Annotated in this window: 21 protein-coding genes; 7 read left to right on the forward strand and 14 right to left on the reverse strand. The window is 50.8% G+C overall.

Annotated elements, in window-relative coordinates; genetic code table 11:
* Positions 1-6: 6 nt before the first annotated feature.
* On the reverse strand, positions 7-1185 hold the full coding sequence (locus tag SH302x_RS18775; protein WP_479364048.1) for a sugar transferase: 1179 nt from the start codon (positions 1183-1185) through the stop codon (positions 7-9).
* 72 nt (positions 1186-1257) lie between these two features.
* A complete protein-coding gene (locus SH302x_RS18780; RefSeq protein ID WP_479364050.1) occupies positions 1258-2931 on the reverse strand; it encodes a GumC family protein in 1674 nt (557 codons plus the stop codon).
* A gap of 430 nt (positions 2932-3361) precedes the next feature.
* Between SH302x_RS18780 and rpsR the strand changes: the two genes are divergently transcribed.
* Together rpsR and SH302x_RS18790 are read left to right on the forward strand one after the other, a co-directional pair.
* Positions 3362-3628, forward strand: a complete 267-nt coding sequence (gene rpsR, locus SH302x_RS18785; RefSeq protein ID WP_479364051.1) for a 30S ribosomal protein S18 — start codon at positions 3362-3364, stop codon at positions 3626-3628.
* Positions 3629-4265: 637 nt separating this feature from the next.
* Entirely contained in the window at positions 4266-5411 is a 1146-nt protein-coding gene (locus SH302x_RS18790) for a fatty acid desaturase family protein (RefSeq protein WP_479364053.1), read from the forward strand.
* Between the two features lie 166 nt (positions 5412-5577).
* On the opposite strand, the gene SH302x_RS18795 is transcribed toward SH302x_RS18790, so the two are convergent.
* The 3 genes from SH302x_RS18795 to SH302x_RS18805 form a co-directional block, all read right to left on the reverse strand.
* Positions 5578-5781: a hypothetical protein gene (locus tag SH302x_RS18795; protein ID WP_479364055.1), complete on the reverse strand. Its 204-nt coding sequence runs from the start codon at positions 5779-5781 to the stop codon at positions 5578-5580.
* 284 nt (positions 5782-6065) lie between these two features.
* Positions 6066-6530, reverse strand: coding sequence for a hypothetical protein (locus tag SH302x_RS18800; protein ID WP_479364056.1), 465 nt, complete (start codon positions 6528-6530; stop codon positions 6066-6068).
* Positions 6531-6877: 347 nt separating this feature from the next.
* On the reverse strand, positions 6878-7306 hold the full coding sequence (locus tag SH302x_RS18805) for a DUF6210 family protein (protein WP_479364057.1): 429 nt from the start codon (positions 7304-7306) through the stop codon (positions 6878-6880).
* On the opposite strand from SH302x_RS18805, the gene SH302x_RS18810 reads away from it, so the two are divergent.
* Positions 7258-7476: a hypothetical protein gene (locus SH302x_RS18810; RefSeq protein ID WP_479369325.1), complete on the forward strand. Its 219-nt coding sequence runs from the start codon at positions 7258-7260 to the stop codon at positions 7474-7476. The two genes, SH302x_RS18805 and SH302x_RS18810, sit on opposite strands and share 49 nt — an antisense overlap.
* Positions 7477-7591: 115 nt before the next feature.
* Here the strand turns inward: SH302x_RS18810 and SH302x_RS18815 are convergent, their stop codons facing one another.
* Both SH302x_RS18815 and SH302x_RS18820 read right to left on the reverse strand, forming a co-directional pair.
* Positions 7592-7810 carry a type II toxin-antitoxin system HicB family antitoxin gene (locus SH302x_RS18815; RefSeq protein ID WP_479364058.1) on the reverse strand — a complete coding sequence of 73 codons (219 nt, stop codon included), beginning with the start codon at positions 7808-7810 and terminating at the stop codon, positions 7592-7594.
* A gap of 538 nt (positions 7811-8348) precedes the next feature.
* Positions 8349-9365 (reverse strand): hypothetical protein, encoded by a 1017-nt coding sequence (locus SH302x_RS18820; protein WP_479364060.1) that lies wholly within the window; start codon positions 9363-9365, stop codon positions 8349-8351.
* Positions 9366-10559: 1194 nt separating this feature from the next.
* Here SH302x_RS18820 and SH302x_RS18825 point away from each other — a divergent pair.
* The 4 genes from SH302x_RS18825 to tnpC all read left to right on the forward strand — a co-directional run bounded on the left by SH302x_RS18825 (position 10560) and on the right by tnpC (position 14972).
* Complete coding sequence (locus SH302x_RS18825) at positions 10560-11792, forward strand: ISL3 family transposase (RefSeq protein WP_479363897.1); 1233 nt, start codon at positions 10560-10562, stop codon at positions 11790-11792.
* Positions 11793-12357: 565 nt separating this feature from the next.
* Positions 12358-12741, forward strand: a complete 384-nt coding sequence (tnpA, locus tag SH302x_RS18830; protein ID WP_479364062.1) for an IS66 family insertion sequence element accessory protein TnpA — start codon at positions 12358-12360, stop codon at positions 12739-12741.
* 26 nt (positions 12742-12767) lie between these two features.
* Positions 12768-13157, forward strand: a complete 390-nt coding sequence (tnpB, locus tag SH302x_RS18835; RefSeq protein WP_479363297.1) for an IS66 family insertion sequence element accessory protein TnpB — start codon at positions 12768-12770, stop codon at positions 13155-13157.
* Between the two features lie 72 nt (positions 13158-13229).
* On the forward strand, positions 13230-14972 hold the full coding sequence (gene tnpC / locus SH302x_RS18840; protein ID WP_479363298.1) for an IS66 family transposase: 1743 nt from the start codon (positions 13230-13232) through the stop codon (positions 14970-14972).
* Positions 14973-15075: 103 nt separating this feature from the next.
* Here tnpC and SH302x_RS18845 read toward each other — a convergent pair whose 3' ends face one another.
* From SH302x_RS18845 to SH302x_RS18875, 7 genes are all read right to left on the reverse strand, one after another.
* The gene (locus SH302x_RS18845) at positions 15076-15651 is read right to left on the reverse strand and encodes a hypothetical protein (protein WP_479364063.1); all 576 of its coding nucleotides are present in this window, start codon (positions 15649-15651) and stop codon (positions 15076-15078) included.
* Positions 15652-16979: 1328 nt separating this feature from the next.
* Complete coding sequence (locus SH302x_RS18850) at positions 16980-17306, reverse strand: hypothetical protein (protein WP_479364064.1); 327 nt, start codon at positions 17304-17306, stop codon at positions 16980-16982.
* Between the two features lie 137 nt (positions 17307-17443).
* On the reverse strand, positions 17444-17701 hold the full coding sequence (locus SH302x_RS18855) for a hypothetical protein (RefSeq protein WP_479364066.1): 258 nt from the start codon (positions 17699-17701) through the stop codon (positions 17444-17446).
* A gap of 169 nt (positions 17702-17870) precedes the next feature.
* Positions 17871-18419 carry an immunity 22 family protein gene (locus tag SH302x_RS18860; RefSeq protein WP_479364067.1) on the reverse strand — a complete coding sequence of 183 codons (549 nt, stop codon included), beginning with the start codon at positions 18417-18419 and terminating at the stop codon, positions 17871-17873.
* Positions 18349-18867, reverse strand: a complete 519-nt coding sequence (locus tag SH302x_RS18865; protein ID WP_479364069.1) for a hypothetical protein — start codon at positions 18865-18867, stop codon at positions 18349-18351. Before SH302x_RS18865 ends, SH302x_RS18860 begins: the two co-directional genes overlap by 71 nt.
* A 117-nt stretch (positions 18868-18984) precedes the next feature.
* The gene (locus tag SH302x_RS18870; RefSeq protein ID WP_479364070.1) at positions 18985-19788 is read right to left on the reverse strand and encodes an ATP-grasp domain-containing protein; all 804 of its coding nucleotides are present in this window, start codon (positions 19786-19788) and stop codon (positions 18985-18987) included.
* 111 nt (positions 19789-19899) lie between these two features.
* Complete coding sequence (locus SH302x_RS18875) at positions 19900-20586, reverse strand: hypothetical protein (RefSeq protein WP_479364071.1); 687 nt, start codon at positions 20584-20586, stop codon at positions 19900-19902.
* Positions 20587-21326: the final 740 nt, after the last annotated feature.

Below are 21326 nucleotides of genomic sequence, written 5' to 3' on the forward strand. Positions count from 1 at the left end.
TACTGGTTAGTGCCCAACGCGTCCCAAAAAGACGGATGCGAATGTTTTAACGACCAGCAACAAATCGCCGCGCAACGAACGACGATCGCCATAACGCAAGTCCATCCGCATCCAATCGACGAACGGGATCTTGCGGCTTTTGGAGATCTGCCAATCGCACGTCAATCCTGGCTTGGTATCCAAGCGGCGGCGTTGCCACGGTTCGCAGTCGGCGTCTTCGTCACACGGCAGTGGACGTGGGCCCACGATCGACATCTCTCCCTTCAGGACGTTGATCAACTGAGGCAGTTCGTCGATCCCTGTGCGTCGCAGAAAATGCCCTACCTTGGTGACGCGAGGGTCGGCGATCATCTTAAAGGCCGGGCCATCGCGTTCATTGCGTTCTTGCAGCGATGACTTCAGCGATTCTGCATCTTTGACCATCGTCCTCAATTTCAGGATATGAAACTTGCGACCATGTTGGCCAGTTCTTGCTTGCGTAAAAAAAGCGGGGCCTTCTGAAGTGCAGCGAATGACAATTGCCGCCGTCGCGATAATCGGAGCGGCAACCGCTAGGCCAGCCGCCGAGGCGGAAACATCAAACGCTCGCTTCCACCATGGATAAGGCCGCGCGACATACTGATAGATATTCCCAATCGAAACGCTTTGACAACTTACAGGAATTTGCGCAAAGCCCAAATCCGATTTGCCTTCGATTGCGTGATCAAGTATTTGATAAACCGCATCACCGGTCATACGATCGTGCGACGAGTCATCCTTGTCATCCACAAGATCTTCTTTGGGCAACGGTGTCGGCGGATAGTTTACCACCTTCGCTCGAAAGAAGATCCCTTCATCCGCAGCCAAACTGGTAATCGACGTTAGAACTTTGCGAGTCGAACGGTAATCGGCCATCGGCAACAAAATGGCCACTTGGCCACCATCCAGCAAACCGCGTTCGTCTGTGATCCGCAAACGGTTGTGCAAAATGTCCGCGAATTTTTTCAAGCGTTTCTTGTATTCCGAAGAACTGCAATAAAGCTCGGTCACAATCAAGCCAAAACATTGGCCATATCGGTCGCAACGAATGCGTTCCTTGACCAATGCAACCTTCATCTGCTGAGGTGTCAGCAATTGGGCGACGGTCAGCTTGTTAAGCGTATCTGCAGAAATCTGGGGAGTCGTTGGCGTGTAGGCGGCTGACATTCGGCGTGGGTAACTTGAGGTAATGATCAAACAAAGGTGTACATCAAAGGTGGCGCAAGTAATCGAATCCGACTATCCGCGAATGTTTTCTGTCACGTGCACTTTAACCTTGCGGTCAAGTGCGCGTTCCAACTCGACGGGGACTTCCGAACCATTGGCCCGTCCCGACAAAATAGCGTAATCTTCATTCATCGCATGCCGCGTCAAAACCTCATGCAAGCCATCGACCCGATTGGGTTGGCGATAGCCATTGACGGGCGATAGATCATCGTTGACCAATCGATTGGACGATTCACGATAAATCGCCAACGCACACGAGAACAAGCCCGAGAACAGCACGACAATCGCCAGGCCAATCGTTCGCGGTGGTCCGCTCTTCTTAATCACATGCGTCGCTTCCTGACTGATTTGCAAAGCGCTGATCAAGGCCTGATCCAATTCCGCTTGCCGACGAGATTCTTCGCGTTTGTGGCTGTAGTTCTTCAATTCGTCGCGAATCATCTCGACCGAACGAGTCAGTTCCGCCACCTTGATTTCGTCGCCATTGAGTTGCTCGATTTTGCTCTCGTTGGCCGTGATACTCGATTCCAACGACGCAAGCCTGGCTTGTAACGCCTCCAGGCTGCCAACAGCCTTCAGCTTTGTAATCATCAGTTCCTGACGAACCGGATTGATCGCCTCGGCGCTTTCATCAAACTGAGCGTCTTGTTTTCCGAAGGCATTGCGAGAATCATTGAGAGCTTGCCGAGCTTTCACCAACAAAGGATGGCTGTCAGAATACTTCGATGCAAGTTCTGCTTCGGCGACTTCCAACTTGTACAGGTCACCACGCATTCCATCCGAAGCCGCTGATGATCGCGCGGTCGCTTGGCTCTTGGTCATCACTGGTTCAGCCTCGATCAACGCATTCAAACGATCGATTTCCGCTTGCCGCGACACCAATTCGGTTTGCGTTTTCAATAAGTCTTCTTGCAGAACGCCTGATTCGCGGTGCAGCAATTCACGCTTGGATTCAATTGAAATCGCTTTCATCTTGTTTTTGTAAGCAGCCAGTTCCGCTTCCGCGTCTCGCATCCGAAGCAACGTGGTTGTGTACTCACCATCAAAAAAGTTTTGCGAGCCGACCGTGCGGTGAACTTTGACATATTGCTCTTGGAACTCTGCCATTAAAGCTTCAACGATATCGTGCGCCAGCAAGCTGGTATGCGCTTTCGCTTTGATTTGAACCGTGTTCCCTTCCTTGTCGCCGGTTATTGCAATACGATCAGCCACGTACTCGACCGCACCTTGAATCCGCTCCAGTTCAGCCGTTTGTTCTGCGGTTAAGCCCTCTTCCAAATTGTCGTTCATCCCCAAGTACTTATCCATGAACTCGCCGAGCTTCTCCTTCTGCATGCTCAGCCACGACCGCTGCTCAAGAATGCGGTCCACGCCCACACGACGTACCGTGCGTTCCAACATCAATCGCGACCCAAGCATGTCTTTGATCGATTGGATCTCGGACTGCCGAGTGTCCATCAAGCTGGCGGTTTGAGATGTAGTTGCCGATGGGTCGATGGTTACAGTCCCGCGTCCAGCGTTGAGGTAAAATTCGCCCTCGCTGCTGAAGGTATCGCGCAGCATCATCAAAGCGACCAGACCGAGCAAACACAAAGCACCTGCAATGAGCACAACACTGACAATTCGACGCCCAATGGCGTTGAAAATCTCACTGATGGTAAGAAACTCTTCCTTCGCTTTGATCATTCCGCTAGTCCTCTTGAAACGCTGATTGCATGGCACGCGGATACAAAAGTTCAACCTGAACAGTACAAATGTCTCCAAGCCCGTGCGGCTTCTATCATAGCTACAACCATTGCTACCAAAAGAATCACGCCAAAAATTTGGAGAAAATAATCGTTTCCGACGGCGGGTTAAGCTACACATCTCAAAACATGTGCTATGCCGCGAAAGTCGGTTGAGCCCTACTATCCGACATTGAGGCGTGGCAAAGTCGCATACCGGCACTTTGCGTGGAAAATACGGGTCAGAGTAAGGTTTGAGACTTGTTTGCAAGAAAATCTGGCGATATACTCCCCAACCCGGCACCGCCAAGTAGACAAACGCGAAAATACGCGTTTTTCAAGCTGGCCGCCGCCGGTTGATGTACAACGTCCCTCAAAATGTTGATTTAAGCGTGATTAAGCAATCGAAACCAATGCGTCGCCGGCCGCGTACGCGAATCAAGGTCAAACGAAAAGATCCCCTTTTTGTAGATGGCAAGCGTCCTAACCCGATGTATGTGGACTACAAGGATATTGATCTGCTGTCCAAACTGGTCAATCGCCACGGTCGGATCGTCGGTCGTCGCAAGAACGGCTGCACCGCCGTCAGCCAACACGCCGTTACCAAAGCGGTGAAGCGAGCTCGGTTTATGGCTTTGATGCCTTACGTTGCCGAATAGCAGTTCGCCGTCTGGCTAACTCTTCCCCGTCCTGTTAGTTCAGTGCTCAGATGCATCACTGGTTTTGACTGCGTCTGGCTTTTGCATGCGCCCGCCAGTCTTCAAAAATTGAAATCTTAGGGTGGGATGAGCTGAAGAGTCCTTTGCGAAACTCCGCCCCCCTCCCCGCCACTTGCTGACTCCGCGACAAATAAATCCGCCGCGGGAACGAAACAGCTCTCGCCATGCTGGCTGTTGTTTCGGGTCTGGCTTCTACCAGGGCAAGTCATTTTTTGAATCCAGGTCAATCAGCCGTTGAGCGTTAGCTCACGATTTCCAAGAGAACCGATGCTAACGCATTCCGGCTAATCGCGCAGACTGAAAAACTGACTTGCCCTGTGGCTTCTACGTCAGCTATTTGCCATCTAAACAGCAAATGTTAAAATAGGGTGATCGGGTACAATAGTTAGCTTTCGCAAACACGCTTGTAAATTACGTGCACTTGCGTCGATAGTCAAACAACAAGGAATCCACATCAACAACCATCCGATGCGAGCCGTCCGTACGCCTGCGCTGAACAGCATGTACCCAGCCACTTTTCACAGTGCAGCTCAAGCTGTTGGCAATATGAAGCTCTGCAGTGACCACCCTAGACACGATGAGTACAGCAACCGACGAAACGGAGCTTTTGGAAACACCTAGATTCTCTTTGCGACAAGCAAGGAGCTTGGTAACGGGGCTCAATAAACCCAATCCGAAGATCTATTGGATTGACTTTCTAGCAAGCATCTTGACCGGACATTTCTTGTTCGCCGCTTTACTGTACAGCCACTTGTGGTTGTCGGGACCGACCGCACTGGTTTGGACCGCGAAAGCCGCGATGTACGTGGGAGTCGTGCTGCTGTTTATGCGCTCGGCGATGTTCACTCACGAATTGGTGCATTTACCCAAAGAAGGGTTTAATGGCTTTCGTTTCGCTTGGAACTTGCTGTGTGGCATCCCGTTCTTGATCCCGTCTTTCATGTATTACCCGCACGTGGATCACCATCGCCGCAAAAGCTATGGGACAGACGACGATGGTGAGTACTTGAATCTATCGCATCAACCGCCCCGCGCGATCGTGATCTACATGCTGCTGACCTTAGTGACACCGATCGCTGGCTTTTTCCGCTTTGCATTGCTCAGCCCGATCGGCTGGATATTCCCAGCGGTCCGACGCTGGAACTTCCGCCGAGCTTCGACCATGGTCATGGACATCATGTACGAGCGACCAGAAGCTGGAAAACGCGTTATGCGGATCATGACGATTCAGGAAGTGTTGTGTTTTCTGTTCTGTATGTGGTTTATGTTCCGATCGCCCATTCGCTACGGCGTTTGGTATGATCCGCTTTGGCTACAAGGTTACTTGGTCGCGGTAGGCTTGTTATTGGTGAATAACATTCGTACGCTGGGCGCGCATCGCTGGACCGGGGAAGGTTCGCAATTGAGTTTTGAGCAACAACTGCTTGACTCCTGCGACTACCCGCATCGGCCTTGGTTTACTGAGCTTTGGGGGCCTATCGGAACTCGCTACCATGCGACGCACCATTTGTTCCCAAGCATTCCGTATCACAATTTGGGCAAGGCACATCGAGCTTTGCTGGCTGGTCTCCCCCAAGACAGCATTTTCCGCGAGACGGTGAAAGTTAGCCTGCTGGGTGAGATTTATCAGCTTTGGCAACGAGCGATTGCTTCGCGAGAGCATCTGCAATTCAAGCCCCGAGCGGTTGCCCAACAATCAGACTCGCAGTCCAACGCTGCATAAATAGCAAGTGGTATCTACATGAGTCTGATGGACTTTATAACAGCCGTCAGCCTACCTTGCTGAGTGAAACTGCAAGGGTTCATTAAACCGCTTGGGCGATAGCCCCGGTTGTCCAAAGAGACGCCACAAAAACACGAGCCATTTAGCCGCTGGGCGATAGCCCCGGTTATCCAAAGAGACGCCACAAAAACACGAGCCATTTAGCCGCTGGGCGATAGCCCCGGTTATCCAAAGAGACGCCACAAAAACCGGGGCTATCGCCCAATGGCTGATCGAGGTGCGAACGGTTACCACGCATCATGGCTACCTTCGCGTAGTCGGCAAGTGCACTGACTTCGCCAACGCACCAGATGCTTTTCAAGACCCCCATGAGCTTGACTCATGAGTGAATGAGTTTTGCATTTAGCCTACTAGCAAAACGTTTGCTCGTGCCAGATAACCACGCACGGGGCAGCGTAAGATCAAATGCCCGTCATCGGCGACTTATCGAGCTGAACGGGGCCTGAAGCCCAAAGGAAAACCCAAGTTAGTTTGCACTGATTCCACGACCGCAACCATGCCGGGCTTCTTGAACCATGGACTTGAGCATCGGCTCGAAGACTCGCGATGTCAAATCCTTCTTTGTTCTGCTCCATTCTGCGACGCGGATTGAAGCTAATTCGCGACTGGGTTCGTTACGCGGCGCCATGTTTCATTGAATACGCCCCTGGGATCGATTTGACGAAGAGTGTCACCATCAATTTCGAGTTTAACAGTTCCCTCTGTCCCGATGAATGTCTCGGTAAGTTCTCCCGCAAAGTCGGTCTTTGTTTTTAGATCAGATCCGTCAAACTCATATGTGCCACCATGAAGAAAGACGATTTTTCCGGCCTTATCCGGTTGGAGTACGCACCAATGAGTTCCGTTGAACATCTTCAATCGAGTCCCAATGCCGGACGGCGCCCCCGGATTCTCGGCTTTCTCCAATTTCCACGTACCAATCAGCTTGGCGCTGGCGTCTTGTTCCGCAACGTTCGATTTCTCATCGGCAGAAGTGCGAGTCTCGAACACGTTAGACAACGTGAAGAATGGGAGGAGCAGTGCAAGTCCGATCAAGCCTTGGTTGCTGATTCGAATCATGTTCAAATTCCCACGTATTATGTTAGCGAACAGAATTTCTGTGGGAGCAGAACGATGGCATTGACTGAGTCACCGACAATTAACATTGACTTCACGAACGACGCGATCGTCGGCTCCCGTCCACGTACGCCCAACATGGGAGTATGTTTATTGAGTGCGGAACTCGCGAGAGTTCTCAGTCCCCTGTGTTTAGTTCCGATATTCTTACAGGAGTCAGTATACCAAACGCTAACGATCAGCCAACCCGAGCAAGAGACTCAACGAAAGTCAAAAACGGTTGATCGAGGGATTGGCTGTGGCATCGTTTTGTTATTCGATAATTGTAGCGATTCATTTTCCAGAAGCAATCAAGTAGGTACAAGCATGCCGACCACAGCAGATGGAGCAAAGTCAATGTACGAAACGGAATTGAAGGAATCATTAGAACGCGACTTTCTCGGGCAACATGTCGCCATCGTGAGCCAATCCCGACGCCATTTTGTACGGCCTACGTTTTTGGAGGCGGCCTTAGCGGTTCGTGAGGCGGAACCCGACCATATTCCGTTTGTCATTCGAATCGGACACCACCCGCCCCATTTAGGGCCCACGAAATGGGCTGTCAGTCGCTCAACGAGTTCGATCCTGTCTCCCGCGATCGGGACAATATATCCCTCAAGTTCCATCTGGTAGCACGAATGCCCTCCGGTCTGGTTCCGGTACCTAACGCCCGTCTGGGAGGGGATGATCAATGCCGGTCCAACAAGCTCGTAGAGTAGTATCGTCGTTTTTGATTGCATACATACTCCAAGGACGAAAGCTTGAAATCACGCAGCCGCCGCGTTTGATTGACCATCGGATCGGCACTCTGCCGGCGGCTCGCTTGCATTTCTTGGTTCGTCAATTATGGTTCTGGGATTCCGAGGTCACGACAGATTTTGCGAACCAAAAATCATTAATTTCACGGTAACGCGGCACGGCACTCGTCTGATTATTGGCCGGATTAACGTAGAGGCTGTGCTTGGCACCTTCGCGCAGAAGCCCGCATCCGTTAGATGCCAAGTACCGCTCGAGATCTCGACGCTTCATGATGATGTCAGGTCAAATGGCTCTCTCGAGACAGTTTTCCCCACGATGGCTTTCGCAGCGAGTTCTCGGTTGGCATCGAGCACCATTTGCACAGCCTCGCGAAGATTATCTCGAGCCTCCTCGAGCGTATCACCTTGCGTATTAGCCCCAGGCAATTCTTCAACAAAACCGATGTACCCTTCAGGCACCGCCATAAAGACCGCTGTAAGTTTCATGATTGATCTCCTGTGATGCATTGTAGCCTGTTCGGTTATCTGAAGCAAAGCCGCAGTTCAAGATCGTCTGTCTTCAACGATTTATCACGTAGAATAATGTGGTAGCGACCACGACACCAAAACACAGTACGGCCCGCGCAAGCAGGAGCGAAGTATGCAATGCGGTATGAGCGTCAACCCCTGAGTACCAGCCAACGAAGAGCTCTCGTTGGAAATTCGTATTCACCGCAATCTAAAAGCTTGTCTCAACACTTCCAACAGAACCAATATCAGCACTTCGCTAAGCCAATGAGCACGCTGGCAACACGGTCAAGAGTTCGTCAACAACGAGTTGTTGGGTTAAACCACGACTTGTTAAACCAAACCTAGCCTACAGACCAAAGCAAAACCCAAGTTAAGCTGAATCGATTCTGCGGCCGCAACCATCCGGGCTTCTTGAACAAAGGACTTGAGCATCGGCTCGAAGACTCGCGATGTCAAATCCTTATTGGTTCGCGAACCATGGCCGACCCAGCAATATTGAAAACTGAAAAAGTACCTACTGTTTTCGATTCGATTCGTCCGCACTCAATTTACTTCGGAACGACCGAGTCATTTCTTTGAACTGCGGCTCGAATTGTTCGCGGGCTTCTAACCTTACTTGCCCCCAAATTCGATAGAATTCCGTTGGGCCCTTGAATATGGCCGCGACATAGAAGAACTCGGGTTGATTGCTGCGATCGTCGTGAACTGTAGACAGCCCCTCAAATGCATCTAGTCCATCCACTTTCAGTGCAAGAACTTGTTCCGTTCGAAGATCTGAGTGTCCAGCAGATTGAGCATCCGACGTAATCAAATCGTTAAACCACTCGCGTCGATTGTTAGGAGCAACTGGCAACTTGGTATAGAGAACCAGAAACGACGCTTCCCCATTTTTCTGTGGTTTTGGCTTGCCTGATTCTCGATAAATAACGCTTTGCATCCCTGGAAGTGCTTGGCCTAATTTCAGATCCTTAGTCTGAACCAACGAGTAATCAAGTTGATTCAACGGATCCGTCATGCGTTCAGGATTGTATTTGGCCGAAAGTAGGCAACGCTTGAGCTGGTCTTGAATGAGTGCATTTGAGCTTTCTGGAGTAACCGCGGAGATCATTATCGTCTGCTCGTCTTTGCCTGCGATCAGCACCTGAACTTTTTGCCTGATGCCGCGTTCATGCAGACTACTTCCCAAAATCAGCACTCCTTCAATATCGCCGACTCGTACCTTCTCTTTCGATGTTATCTTAAGGTTCTTGCCTAACTCTCCGGACGTGAGCTCCTCTGCATGGCTTTCTGGCGTCCCAGACATTCTCATTACAATAATCGCCGCACCCCACTCCGCAATTGCGTAAGCATCGGTGTTCCCCTGACGCGTTGCACCCTTTGGAAGGTGTAGCGAAATGCCGGTACCGACAATCTCGGTATACGATTCAGCATGGTTTTCGATTTGCCGCTTGTCGACTTGCGCGTTCGCGACGATGGAGAAAGCAACAATTGCGAATGTTGCAGAAAACATTCTAAAAATCTTAACTGTCATGAGTTCCTCAAATGGAAACGCAACCCGCGAACGGCGGCCATCACCGAGCACGAGGAGTTGACTCAACGCAAGTCAAAAACGCCCGATCGAGTGCTTCGTGTGCATGTACGCCCAACATGGGCGTGAGTTTGTGGGGTGCGGAACTTGCGAGAGTTCCTAGCCCCTGTGTTTAGTTCCGATATTCTTACAGGAGTCATTATACCAAATGAATAGCTCGTAAGAAACAGACACGAGGCGAAGGCAACTGCGGAAGGGTAACACACCGTGGGAAAGAGTCTGCAAATCACTTTGACCAACGCCAATCTGACAACAAACAGCTTGGTCAGTCATCCACTAGATGTCCGGAACAGGCTTGCTCTTAAGAGATGAAACGTTCCCAGTAGTGGACCCGCATGCTAGGTGTTGTGAGAGGCAGCACGGGTAACCGGGCCCCGATCTCGATCGCTTTGTTCGGACTTCCATGGCCGCCTAGGCAGGGATACGGCATTCGTCTCTCGTGATCTAATGTCTTCGACAATTCTTGACAGGTCGTTATCAAATTTCGATGCCAGCTCGCGCTTGATGCGTAGGATCTCGTCATTAATGGTATCGTTGGTCACGTCAAATCCCCAATAGTTCGTCTGGCGAGCAGATCAAAGGCGGTGTATACCCATTATCCTTACATATTTGCTCGATAAGCAGTCTGGTTTCAGCGTTTCCGATATGGGTGAAGTTCAGCGTCACGAGGTATTGTAATCCATTAACCGCGGCAAGGGAAATATGAAGAGCATCGCGTGGCTCTGTTTGTGGGATTCCATGGCGAGAAATCAATTCGTTGGCTAGCGATTGCACGCGTTCTTGCCCGGAGGATCGAGTGCCGTCGTCCGCGCTGCTGACGTGTCAGTCTCAGTCAGAGACCGTCTCCGACATCACACTACCGTACCACAGGTGACTTCAACATTCAGCAGGGACAAGAGTGCAAGCGACAGACTTTAGATACCACTGGCTTGTCCAGTGGAGTTTCATGTTTCTCGCTAATACGATGGTACTGCCTGCAATGCCCCCTCTTTGCTCGGCGGCTTTGCCGCCGAGCAAAGAGGGGAGGGACGGGGGCTGAGCGGTTATGTAGCGAGAAGCGTAACAATCCACCCGGCGGTTCTTCGTGGAATTTAGTGGGTAGGTGCGTAGATTTGGCCGTTAGCGTATTCTTTGTCTATGAAAGAAGCAACTACTACTCACTATCATGCGTTACTTGGTTTGGACGACAACTGGAGCGTGCAATCGGTTGATTTTCGCCCTGCTGAGAAGGCCGTAGACATTCACATCAATCATACCGGAACAACTCTGCGTTGTCCTCGCTGTGATGCCGCCTGCTCACAAGCCGATCTTGCCCCTGAGCGAACTTGGAGGCATTTGGATACGATGCAATTTGTGACTCGCATCCACGCCTTGGTTCCCAGAAGCAAATGCTCTCAGTGCGGCGTGTTGACCATAGCGATTCCATGGGCCCAAAGGCACGGACGTTTTACGCTTATGTTTGAACAAGTTGCCATTGAAGTCATTCAAGCTTGCTCATCGCTCTCAGCGGCCGCTAAGCTACTGGGAATAGATTGGGCGGCAACTAATGGCATCATGCAGCGTGCGGTGGAGCGTGGGCTCCAACGCCGAAACATGGACGAAATTGAGCATGTTGGTATCGATGAAAAGAACTTTGGTAAAGGGCAGGATTACGTTTCGGTCTTGACCGACTTGGATCAGCACCGCGTGCTAGAAGTTGTTCCTCAGCGGACGCAGCAGTCTGCAGAAAAGCTATTAAAAACCTTGCCCGAACCACAAAGAGCGAAGATCAAAGCGGTTGCCGCTGATATGTGGAAGGCATTCCTAGCTGCCATCAGGGAAGTGTATCCAAACGCTGCTATTGTGCACGACAAATTCCACGTCAGTAAGTACCTTGGAGAAGCAGTTGATCTTGTCCGCCGCCAGGAGAGTCGATTGCTTGCCGAGAGAGGTGATGAGCGACTCAAGGGCACTAGGCAACTACTGCTATTTGCACGTGAGAAATTGTCGGAGGCGGATCGAAACTATCTCTACCAGTTGCAGCATTCGGACATCAAAACAGGTCGAGCATGGTCGCTTAAGGAGAATTTCAGGCACTTCTGGGAATGTACCGATCGAGACACTGCTGAGATGACGTTCGCTGGCTGGTACGGATGGGCCACACGCTGCCAAATCAAACCGATGGTGAAAGTCGCCAAGATGCTCAAGAGGCACTATGAGGGTCTTATGGCCTACATAGACCATCGAATAACCAACGCGATCAGCGAAGGCTTCAACAGTCGTATCCAATCCATCAAAAGTTCAGCTCGCGGATTTCGCAACTTCGACAACTACCGTACTCGGATCCTGTTCTTTTGCGGTAAACTCAACCTCGACTTGGAAATCCCTTAATCACTAAATTCCACGAAGAACCCACCCGGCAAGCGGGAGGCATTCCAGAGCCATGACGCTTGTCGCGTTCCTTCTGAGCCTAACGTCAGCGGTAACCGAGTCGCCGCCAAGAGACTCGGATTTCAGAAACCGTCCGATTCCGCGACTTCGGTGCACGTACGCCCAACATGGGAGTATGTTTATTGAGTGCGGAACTCGCGAGAGTTCCTAGTCCCCTGCGTTCATTTCCGATATTCTTACAGGAGTCAGTATACCAAATGAATAGCTCGTAAGAAACAGACACGAGCCGAAGGCAACTGCGACCTGCGGCGACTGGGAGTGGGAAGGAAGCCTGCGAAGCACTTTGACTAACGCCAATCTAACAACAACCAGCTTGGTCAGTCATCCACTAGATGTCCAGAACAGGCTTACTCTTAAGAGATGGAAACGGCCCCAGTAGCGGCCTCGCAGTAAGCGTACATCAGAACCAGTGGGTTTTTAGTCGGCGGGGGCTTGATTTGGAGGGTAGGGTTTGATAGCGGCGACCGATGGGGTTGCCGAAACCTCTATGCCAGGAACCTACAGCATGACTCGTGATCTTTCCAAGTCCCAACTCTGGGCTCAACGACTCCTACGTTTTCAGTCGTCGGGTCTTAGCATCGCTCAGTTCTGTCGAAATGAAAACCTTTCGTTCCATGTCTTCAACTATTGGAGAAAGAAGCTTCACTCCAGTCCAACAGCCCTTAATCCTAATCCAACAACTCTTAGCGCAACGTCACCAAGCCAAACGCAATCCGATTCAAGCAACAATACGCTTCACTTCACCATCGAAACACGTGGCATCAAGATCCTTTGCCGCTCTGATTCCTCCAGCGCTGTCGAGACTTTGTTGACATGGGCCGCTCGACAGCATGACAACTCCGGCGATCATCTAGACGCCGGTTTCCAGCAACTCATTGTTCGCAATTAGCCATCCGCAACTTATTGATTCCGTCTATGCTCGCTGTCGCCTCAACCACTCGGGTCTACCTCTACATGCAAGCGGTCGACATGAGACGTTCCTACGATGGCCTGCACGCCATCGTCCAAGCCAACTTTCAACGCGATATTCGACTTGGTGATTATTTCATGTTCATCAATCGTCGTCGTGATCGCGTCAAGATACTCTGGTGGGATCGAGATGGGCTCGCCATCTTCATGAAAAGATTAGAAGCTGGTACCATCCAGGTGCCACTTACTTCAAGCCAGTCCAAGAGCCTAGTCATTGATCACGCTCAGCTTTCCATGTTGCTCAGTGGCATCGATGTCTCCAACATCAAGCGTCGAAAACGATTCTCGGTGCAGGCTCATGTTAGCAACAATACTACCTCGTCATCAGGCTTGTAAAATCTCTTTATCAAGTTACTCTTTTTTGAAGATATTGCGGAACCACTTTAGGGCTTCATGCGTTCAATAAGTATGCAAGACGCGACCTCGAATAATCATCCATCTGACAAGCCTCTCTCGGCAATCGAATTGCTGCAGAAAGAGAACGAGCAACTCAAGGCCAAGCTCCAATGGTTCGAGACAGAGTACCGCAAGTTGGCAGCGATGCTTGCCAACATGCACAAGAAAAAAGAGAAGCATATTTCGCCCGGTGCGACTCCTTGGCTCCCCTTCGATTCGCAAGAAGAACTTGAGCAAGCTCGGCAAGAAGCGGAGGCCGAAGCACAAAAGGTTCTGGATGACGCTCAATCCAAAAGCACGCCCAAAGCCAAGAAGAAACGCAATGAATCGCTCCCGTCGCACCTTCCTGAAGTGAAGGAACTTCGCGATGTTCCAGAGCAAGATCGCATCTGTCCAGAGCATGGTCCCATGGCGATGATCGGTGTCGATAGGACCGAAACCTTGGTTTATGAACCAGCCAAGCTTTATAAGCGAGTGATCGAGAACCCCAAGTATGGCTGCCCATGTTGCAAAGAGCATGGAATCGTTTCTGCCGAGCGACCAACCGGATTGGTTGAGGGTAACAAATACGATTCGAGTATCGGTGCGGTGGTGGTCGCTCAGAAGCTTGACTTGCATCTTCCGCTGTATCGTCAGACGGATGTCTTTGCCAGCAGTGGTTGGACGCCCAGTCGTTCGACATTGCAGAATCTGATGGTGCAAGTGGACTTTGCGTTGCTTGGGTTCTTCATGTTCATGGCCAGGCGTGTGCAGAAGGACTCCGCAGTCGGACTGGATGAAAGCAGTTGTCGAATGCTGATGCCAGAGGAGGAGCCGAAGGTTAAACCCGGTGACCTGAAGACGCAGCGGTTGATCGAGAAGATGCGTGAAGCGAAAGGCAAGGGTGAAGATAGCTTGATAGGGAAGATGTGGGCTTATCGGGGTCTAGATCAAGCGCCCTATAACATCTTTGACTTTCGGATATCGCGTCACCGGGATGGCCCGGATGAATTCTTTCGAGAGAGTCGCTGTATTATTCAAGGTGATTGTTTCTCAGGAAATGAAGCCGTGGTGCTTGATAACCGCGATCGCTTGCAGTTCGCGGCTTGTTGGGCGCATGCGCGTCGTAAGGTTTACGAGGTGTCCAAGGAGAATCCGTATCGGCAAAAGCTGTTGGATATGCTGCAGGGGCTTTACGATGTGAACGCGCGCGAGCAGGGGATGAATGCGGAATCACGAGTGGAGCATCGTCAGCGTTATGCGGTACCGTTGTTGGAGGCGATGAAGAAGTACATTGATAGTTTGGATGAAGGGCAATTGTTTCCCAAGTCGGACATGGCAGGAGCGTTGGGATATATCCGTAACCACTGGGATGCTCTGACGATCTACACGGCGCATGGCCAGATTCCGATCGACAACAATCGCGTAGAGCAGTTGATGCGTCAGGTGGCATTGGGACGGAAGAACTGGTTGTTTGTTGGCAACGTGGAATCTGGCGAGCGGGTGGCTAGGTTGATGAGCATTGTGAGCAGTGCCAAACGTCACCACTTGGATGTCTGGCAGTACTTGAAGGACATTTTGGATCGCGTACTAGCAGGCGAGACTCAATACGAGAAACTTTTGCCGGACGTATGGAAGCAGGAGCATCCCGAAGCGATTCGCGAGTACCGGGCAGAGGAAAGCCGCTATAAATCAGACCGCAAGCAGATAACACGAGCCCGCAGAATCATCTCCGCCAAACTCAAACGCCAGCAAACCCAGGGCCAATCCAACTAACCCCAACAACTGGTTGTGGTGGACGCTTACGCCTCGCATGCTAAGTTGTATGAGTAGCGTCCAGCGTAACCGGGCCCCTATCTCGAGCGCTTGGTTCGTTGAATTATGCTACGACGTTTCTTAACATTTGTCTTCCAAAGGCCATAAGGTCGGGATTGGTGGCGGAGGTTTGCGACGTCCAGCTTAGTAGCAAATTGCGAGGACGCGAAATTCCACGAAGCTCGCATGCATATGCCCACGACGCGATTCCCTCAAGTCCAGACGCGATGCAATGATCATTTGGAACGCTCAAGGCATGTTCCATTACATCCAGACCAGCATCAATATGGTTCGATTCCGTTTCTTCGCATGGGAACAGTACAAATCGATCCCAAAAGTTTTCGCATAAGTATTGCATTGTTCCAGTTTGGGACGCTTGGGACCGAGGATAGGTATAAGGGGCGATGCAATATCTGGCGAAAAAATTGTCATACAGTTTCTTGAGATTGAGTATGCCACGAATCCGTCGTTCCTTTGTACTTGCGCTAAGGTAACAGAAAGGAAAGTCAGTCCGGCAGTTGCTATAAGCCATTGAAAGTCCCAGCACGAGTTGTTCTGGATTGAAGAGATTGTGAATGTCAGGGTCGTCCAACATTCGATCAAGATGATCGAACGCTTCGTCAAGCGAAATTGCATTCATTGCGTCAGAATGTTCGACGCCCCAAGAATCATAGGGCGCTGCGTGGCGGAAGAGTTCCGCTACCCAAACGTTGTATTCCAAAACGCCTCCTCATCGAACGCCACGATTTACGGGGTTCGTGCTGAAAATTTATCGTCATTAACCGCTGGCTCGCGGACTCCCGTGGAATCGATTGTTAAGCGCGCTAGCCGGTGAGCAGCGGCGATCCAGAACCGGTGCGGAAACCTAAATGTAAATTTTCGTTTACCTCGCTTTGGTTTCCTTCCTCTCCTTTAATCACGATCTATTACCCACCCTGGATACGTGCAAAAATACAACAACCCGGTCAGCAAAACGAGTGCACAATCGTCCGAAACTTGAGAAAAAACTACTTCATCCTGAAACATCCTATCCTCATTGCTTCGCGAAAACAGTTTATACACATTCACTTTTCCCATGTTTAACCGGTATCGGCCAACCGTCTCTTGAAACCGTACTGACGGCTTCCAAACGTCAACCGATAACTTTGTATTGCCGGAAAAGTATAGCACTGCTCGATTACAACAACTGAACATCCCCCAAAACGTTGGGATTTCGAGTCGACCCGCGACGCTCCCTGAGTTGCTAGCTAGCGATACATACCCTCGCCCACTGATAGGGCTTCGCTTTCCGTTGAATTCAACGTTGCCGAACGGAGTAGCGAGACTGCCATCGAACTTATGGCTGATCAGGCCCGAGTGTCGCCCCAGCAGCGTCAGCATTCCTCCGGTTTTGCTCTGGGTCGACAAATGAATGGTTGTCTCGATAGGAGCGCAACCAGAAACACGATAGCAGTTAATTGGACGCAGGCCGGCAATAAAAGCTGAAACTTTTGTCATGATCTGGTAGTTCATCACGGCAGTGAACTTTTATTTGTTGGGCTTCACCATTGCGGTCTATCGCAGAACGGCAGGGTTCAGCGAGCCCGAGCAGTTGACTTTGGCGCAAGTCAAAACTACTGATCGGCCGCTCCGTTGCAAGTACGCCCAACATGGGCGTATGTTTATTGAGTGCGGAACTCGCGAGAGTTCTCAGTCCCCTGTGTTTAGTTCCGATATTCTTACAGGAGTCAGTATACCAAATGAATCGCTCGTAAGTAACAGACACGTGCCGACAGCAACTGCGGAAGGGTAACTCGCCGTGAGATGGCAGCCTGCAAAGCGAGCCAAACTGCCTATTCCAGCTCGCGTTCATCCGATGGTTCTGCACCGTCTCTCAGCGCAACTCAACAAACCGGTCCCCGTTTTTTTTAAATTCTGCATATCCGGGCATCTGCGGTCCCGTTCGAATCAATGGTTTGCGATCATCAACTAATTCGTAGATCTCTTCGCACCAGTTTTGGGTGTCGGGTCGTGACCGTAATACTGCCAACCGAACACAGCCACAGCCTTCGCTGCGCGAGGTTTTATCAATTGGTCATATTCACCCCGTTCGAAACCGAAGGGGCTGTGAACGGCCAATCGTTCGGTATTTGCGAAGTTGATCGATAGAACCGTACAGTAAAAGTCATATCCAGTCGGTTGCTGCATGGATTCACCATAGCGACAGACAAATATCCGCCCTGCAACGATGACTTCACAATACTGGTTGCGATAGTCAGCGAACCATTCTGCGAGTGTATGGGTCTTGGTCATCATTGAGGTGTAGAACGTACGCGGTCACTGGGTAAGGGTGATCGGAGCGGAGGCGGTATAATGGCGATGCCAACCGCCGAAGCGGAGAGCACACCTACTCAGGTGCACACATCGATCTGCTGTTTATTACCCCCTCCGGATTATCCGCTGACCGCAACTGCTGCACCCGCGATCCGCAAAAAGATATTTAGCGCAAATCCCACGGTCACAATCCAGAACGGAATCTTCGCCTCTTGGTAATTTAACAGTCCGTACACGAAGGTAAGCGGCGGAATGACAAGACAGCCAATACCCCAAAGAGCCTCCTCGTTGCTAAACGCGAGGACGACAATCCAAAGCCATCCAATTACACCGACGGCAAAAAATGTAAGTAGAACGATCGAGAGCAATGTCGTCATTGGCGTTAGTCTTCCGCGTCGGTGGAGTTGTTCAGTGTTATAGCTGAATAACAAATCAGTGGCAGAACGCCACACGTCACCCGGTCGCGGCAAGTAACGTCTCTAAAAGTCAAAGCACCCGACCTGCGACTTGGGTGCACGTGATTGTTACTCTTGTTATTAGTTCGTATCAGAATATTCCGACAGAATCGAGTGATGATCGATTAGACGTGCGGACAGTGTTCGGAGAATTAACACAAATGATAGTGTCAATCAATGTTGGTTCAAGACGTATGTTCAGAAATTGATCTGCGTGCGAGATTCCGTGAATAGCCGCAAGAAGATCGGTTTTCGCGGGGTAAAACGTACGTTCGATCGCCATTGTCCCAAATGCCTCCAATCCGATCTCAGTCATGAACTTTAAAGAAACTAGGTCGCCGTCCTCTGTGTAGTTTGGATCGACAAACTGAGTCAGTTCATCCTCGTTCGCAAATCTACCACGCGAAACGAAAATATACACGAAATTAATCTCGTCCATTGTCAGGTGCGATTGCAGCCCTTTCCAAGTGTAACGATGGCCATCAACCGGCACGCGCGAGTAACGCCACCATGTCAAAACCGGCCGATCGCTTGCTTCGGTGGACGTCTTTGTTCTGCCTGCTTTTGCGTTACAGGCTCTCGATCCAGTAGATCTGTTTGTGGCCCCGGGATTCGAGTTCACGTACAAGACATTTCGCATCCAGTTCTGATGTGGGATAACCAATTGTCATTGGATTTCCATCGTCACCCTGCCTCCATGCCTGGCAGCAAGACTGGCGTCGCAGGTCAGGCATCGTGTTCGAGAAATGCTCCAACGCCCATTCACGATCAAGCCTAAAAGCGTCCTCTGGATAAACCGAGATTTCCTGCCTCCAGTTTTCTAGGTGTCGCATCGCATGATTCGCATTCGGCTCTGTGGCGCAAACATGGCCACCATCACAAGCGTGAACGAACTCGAAGCCAAGCTGGAGACCACAGTCGTATTCAATGATCCAATAATCAGCATCGCCAAGTCCATCGACCCACTCAACCACAGGCTCCGAGCCAATCCATCGCTTGAAATTCTCTCGACAAATATGAATTTGAAGCAAATCGAACCAAGGACGATCTTTGCATCCAAACACAGTTCTTGGGTCAACGAGCTTCATGGTTTCTCTGGCAGAACGACAGCGATCAGCGGGCGAAAATGGCGCGCGTGATCTTGAACAAAGTGTAAAGCCGAAACACCATTTCCGCTCCTTTGTATTGCTTGGTTCTGCCACTTTTCATGCGATGGAAGCGATTGTCGATACGGCGTCAATTATCGCGCTTGCATCGCAGGCGTAAAGATCCGCACCACCAAAAGGGTTCAGTTCTAGTAGCCGAAGTTGATTATTGCATTCACAGACGTCAAGGACGTAAACAATTTCAGGTTCGGGAATCGACGCAGCAACGTTAGACGCGAAGCTCGCTGCGGCTGAGTTCAATTGCGCGGCAACCGGTTTACGCGTCTTGGGATCGTATGCCGAACCTGCGATGACCGCGCGATTCGCAATCACGAACCGCCATTCATCACCAATGTTCTGGACGGGGGCGGCAACAACAGGAATGGTCTCATCATCGTAGTAGAAGCCATGATCAAGTTTTGCAAGCGTAAGCGTGGCAACCTCGACGACCCGTCCACTGAATGGTTTCAGCGGGCTATCGGGCCGTACAAATATGCGATCAGTCGCCCTCAATCGTTCTGCAATCCCTCTAGCGTTGGCGACCAGTTCATCCGCCGCGCAGATCGTCCAATCAAAGTGCACAAGCCACTGTCGAGCGGACTCGTACCATGAAGAGCACCGAAATGAGTTAACCGAACAGAACGATCCTGGAATCCAATGAAGGTCATCGGCAATTCGAGCCGCATTACCTAGCGAGCCGTGGAATACAACATTCGATTTAGGAACACGCGACGGTACTCCGTCAGACCACCACGCGTCAGTCCAATCAACGAGACGATGCCCTTGCTCCCGGATGGCTTTCCGGATCGGTTCATGTGTGTCAGGGAAGATGTTGGGTTCCAGCACCCACGTTACGTCAGGCATGTATGCATATGTGGCAGGACGGTAGTCATCACCGGGCACAAGGAGTGAGGCAACCACTGCCAAACCGCGTCATCGAGTGCTCCGTGTGCATGGCTTTGTTATCGCACCATGTTAGTAATGCGATTCGAGAAACGTATTGTACGGGATACCATTGTGGACGCCAAACGCAAATCGTTGCCCAAGCGTGATTGCGTAGTCATGGTAGTCATCAATGTTGTCGCAAGCGAAAAGTAGATCAACAAATGCGTTGGTCATCATCGATATCAATTCAAGGTTCCGATTTGTATTTCGTTCCGGTAGACCTCCGCAGTAAATTGCGCCATTACCAAACTGATCTGTGCAAACAAACGGAATCTGGATCAGTGTTCCTGATTGAATTGTTTCGGCCACAAAATCTGTGTTGAGCATCAATCGGTCTGCGTATGTTTCGCCGTCGCACCAAGATTCGCCATCCAGGTTGTCGGGCGATTGCTGGAAGTCGAAAAGGGTCTGCAAACGACCACGGAACCATGGAGCATTTGGAGACTCCGACAACATTGCATTGTTGGCACTGGCTTTTGCAAAGTCTGTCAATGTGATCCATGTTCGACCGCGCACCTCGATCGAGGCGGGAGCAAAGTGAAATGTCCCCGATTCAACTCGGGGCTTCCCAACGTGACGAACAACTCCGAACAATTGCACCGCTTCAGTCATGTTCAGTTTCAGATGCGATAACGCCACCGATGACCGAGCAGTGGCAAGTAAATTCTCCATCAGGAAGCGGCCGATCCACCGCTTCAGTCCATGTACGCCCAACATGGGCGTGGGATGGAAGCCTGCAAAGCACTTGGAGCAACGCCATTCTATCAACAACTGGCTTGGTCAGTCTATTCGATGCCTGGAATCGGCTTGCTCTTGAAAGATGAAACGGCCCCATTAGCAGACCCGCATGCGAGGTGTTTTGAGAGAGGGCTCGCGCAACCTAGCCGCTTATCTCGATCGCTCTATTCTGCATCAAGTTAGTAAATTGGGTCCGAATGACCACAACAACCAGAGAGGAAGCTGTATCACGACCGACCCGAGAAAGTAAGGCAAGATGCTTGGCACTTCTCGTGTTGTCTGAACGGCCCAATGAAACAACAGCATTGCAGTCGCGCCAGACAGTATGATCAGTATTATACCCACCCACCAATATGAAAGTGAATACGGATAGGAATCATGTTCAATTGGCAAATACCAACCGATTGCCGTTGCATAAGCATTTATTGCAGCAGACAAAGGAAATAACAGCCAAACAACAAGACTCCCTGCCCATATTCTGTTCCGATCGCGCTTGGATCGCTTGGGAAAAAATGCATATGCGAAGTAGCCAGCAAGACAAGAAGCCGGAAAGATGCTGTAAATACCAAGTTGCGCAGCGAGTGCACACGGCTTTGCGGTTAAGTATCCGGCTAGCAGAGAAAGGAGAAATCCACAAAAGCAAATTTGGATATGTAGGCAGGTTGGATCGGTAGACCATCTTTGACGGGCAGGAACCGAATTAGGAGCATCATATGGAT

The organism is Njordella calcicola (assembly GCF_056494125.1).

What these genes read in the sequence shown, in the direction of transcription:
- SH302x_RS18845 (WP_479364063.1), bottom strand. Translation starts at nt 15,651, where the DNA reads ATGAATGCAATTTCGCTTGACGAAGCGTTCGATCATCTTGATCGAATG.
- SH302x_RS18805 (WP_479364057.1), bottom strand. Translation starts at nt 7,306, where the DNA reads ATGCAATCAAAAACGACGATACTACTCTACGAGCTTGTTGGACCGGCA.
- SH302x_RS18865 (WP_479364069.1), bottom strand. Translation starts at nt 18,867, where the DNA reads ATGAAGCTCGTTGACCCAAGAACTGTGTTTGGATGCAAAGATCGTCCT.
- tnpC (WP_479363298.1), top strand. Translation starts at nt 13,230, where the DNA reads ATGCAAGACGCGACCTCGAATAATCATCCATCTGACAAGCCTCTCTCG.
- SH302x_RS18875 (WP_479364071.1), bottom strand. Translation starts at nt 20,586, where the DNA reads ATGTTGGGCGTACATGGACTGAAGCGGTGGATCGGCCGCTTCCTGATG.
- SH302x_RS18780 (WP_479364050.1), bottom strand. Translation starts at nt 2,931, where the DNA reads ATGATCAAAGCGAAGGAAGAGTTTCTTACCATCAGTGAGATTTTCAAC.
- SH302x_RS18800 (WP_479364056.1), bottom strand. Translation starts at nt 6,530, where the DNA reads ATGATTCGAATCAGCAACCAAGGCTTGATCGGACTTGCACTGCTCCTC.
- SH302x_RS18850 (WP_479364064.1), bottom strand. Translation starts at nt 17,306, where the DNA reads ATGATGACCAAGACCCATACACTCGCAGAATGGTTCGCTGACTATCGC.
- SH302x_RS18775 (WP_479364048.1), bottom strand. Translation starts at nt 1,185, where the DNA reads ATGTCAGCCGCCTACACGCCAACGACTCCCCAGATTTCTGCAGATACG.
- tnpA (WP_479364062.1), top strand. Translation starts at nt 12,358, where the DNA reads ATGACTCGTGATCTTTCCAAGTCCCAACTCTGGGCTCAACGACTCCTA.
- SH302x_RS18855 (WP_479364066.1), bottom strand. Translation starts at nt 17,701, where the DNA reads ATGACGACATTGCTCTCGATCGTTCTACTTACATTTTTTGCCGTCGGT.
- SH302x_RS18810 (WP_479369325.1), top strand. Translation starts at nt 7,258, where the DNA reads ATGCCGGTCCAACAAGCTCGTAGAGTAGTATCGTCGTTTTTGATTGCA.
- SH302x_RS18860 (WP_479364067.1), bottom strand. Translation starts at nt 18,419, where the DNA reads ATGCGAAATGTCTTGTACGTGAACTCGAATCCCGGGGCCACAAACAGA.
- tnpB (WP_479363297.1), top strand. Translation starts at nt 12,768, where the DNA reads ATGCTCGCTGTCGCCTCAACCACTCGGGTCTACCTCTACATGCAAGCG.
- SH302x_RS18815 (WP_479364058.1), bottom strand. Translation starts at nt 7,810, where the DNA reads ATGAAACTTACAGCGGTCTTTATGGCGGTGCCTGAAGGGTACATCGGT.
- SH302x_RS18790 (WP_479364053.1), top strand. Translation starts at nt 4,266, where the DNA reads ATGAGTACAGCAACCGACGAAACGGAGCTTTTGGAAACACCTAGATTC.
- SH302x_RS18820 (WP_479364060.1), bottom strand. Translation starts at nt 9,365, where the DNA reads ATGACAGTTAAGATTTTTAGAATGTTTTCTGCAACATTCGCAATTGTT.
- SH302x_RS18825 (WP_479363897.1), top strand. Translation starts at nt 10,560, where the DNA reads ATGAAAGAAGCAACTACTACTCACTATCATGCGTTACTTGGTTTGGAC.
- SH302x_RS18795 (WP_479364055.1), bottom strand. Translation starts at nt 5,781, where the DNA reads ATGGGGGTCTTGAAAAGCATCTGGTGCGTTGGCGAAGTCAGTGCACTT.
- SH302x_RS18870 (WP_479364070.1), bottom strand. Translation starts at nt 19,788, where the DNA reads ATGCCTGACGTAACGTGGGTGCTGGAACCCAACATCTTCCCTGACACA.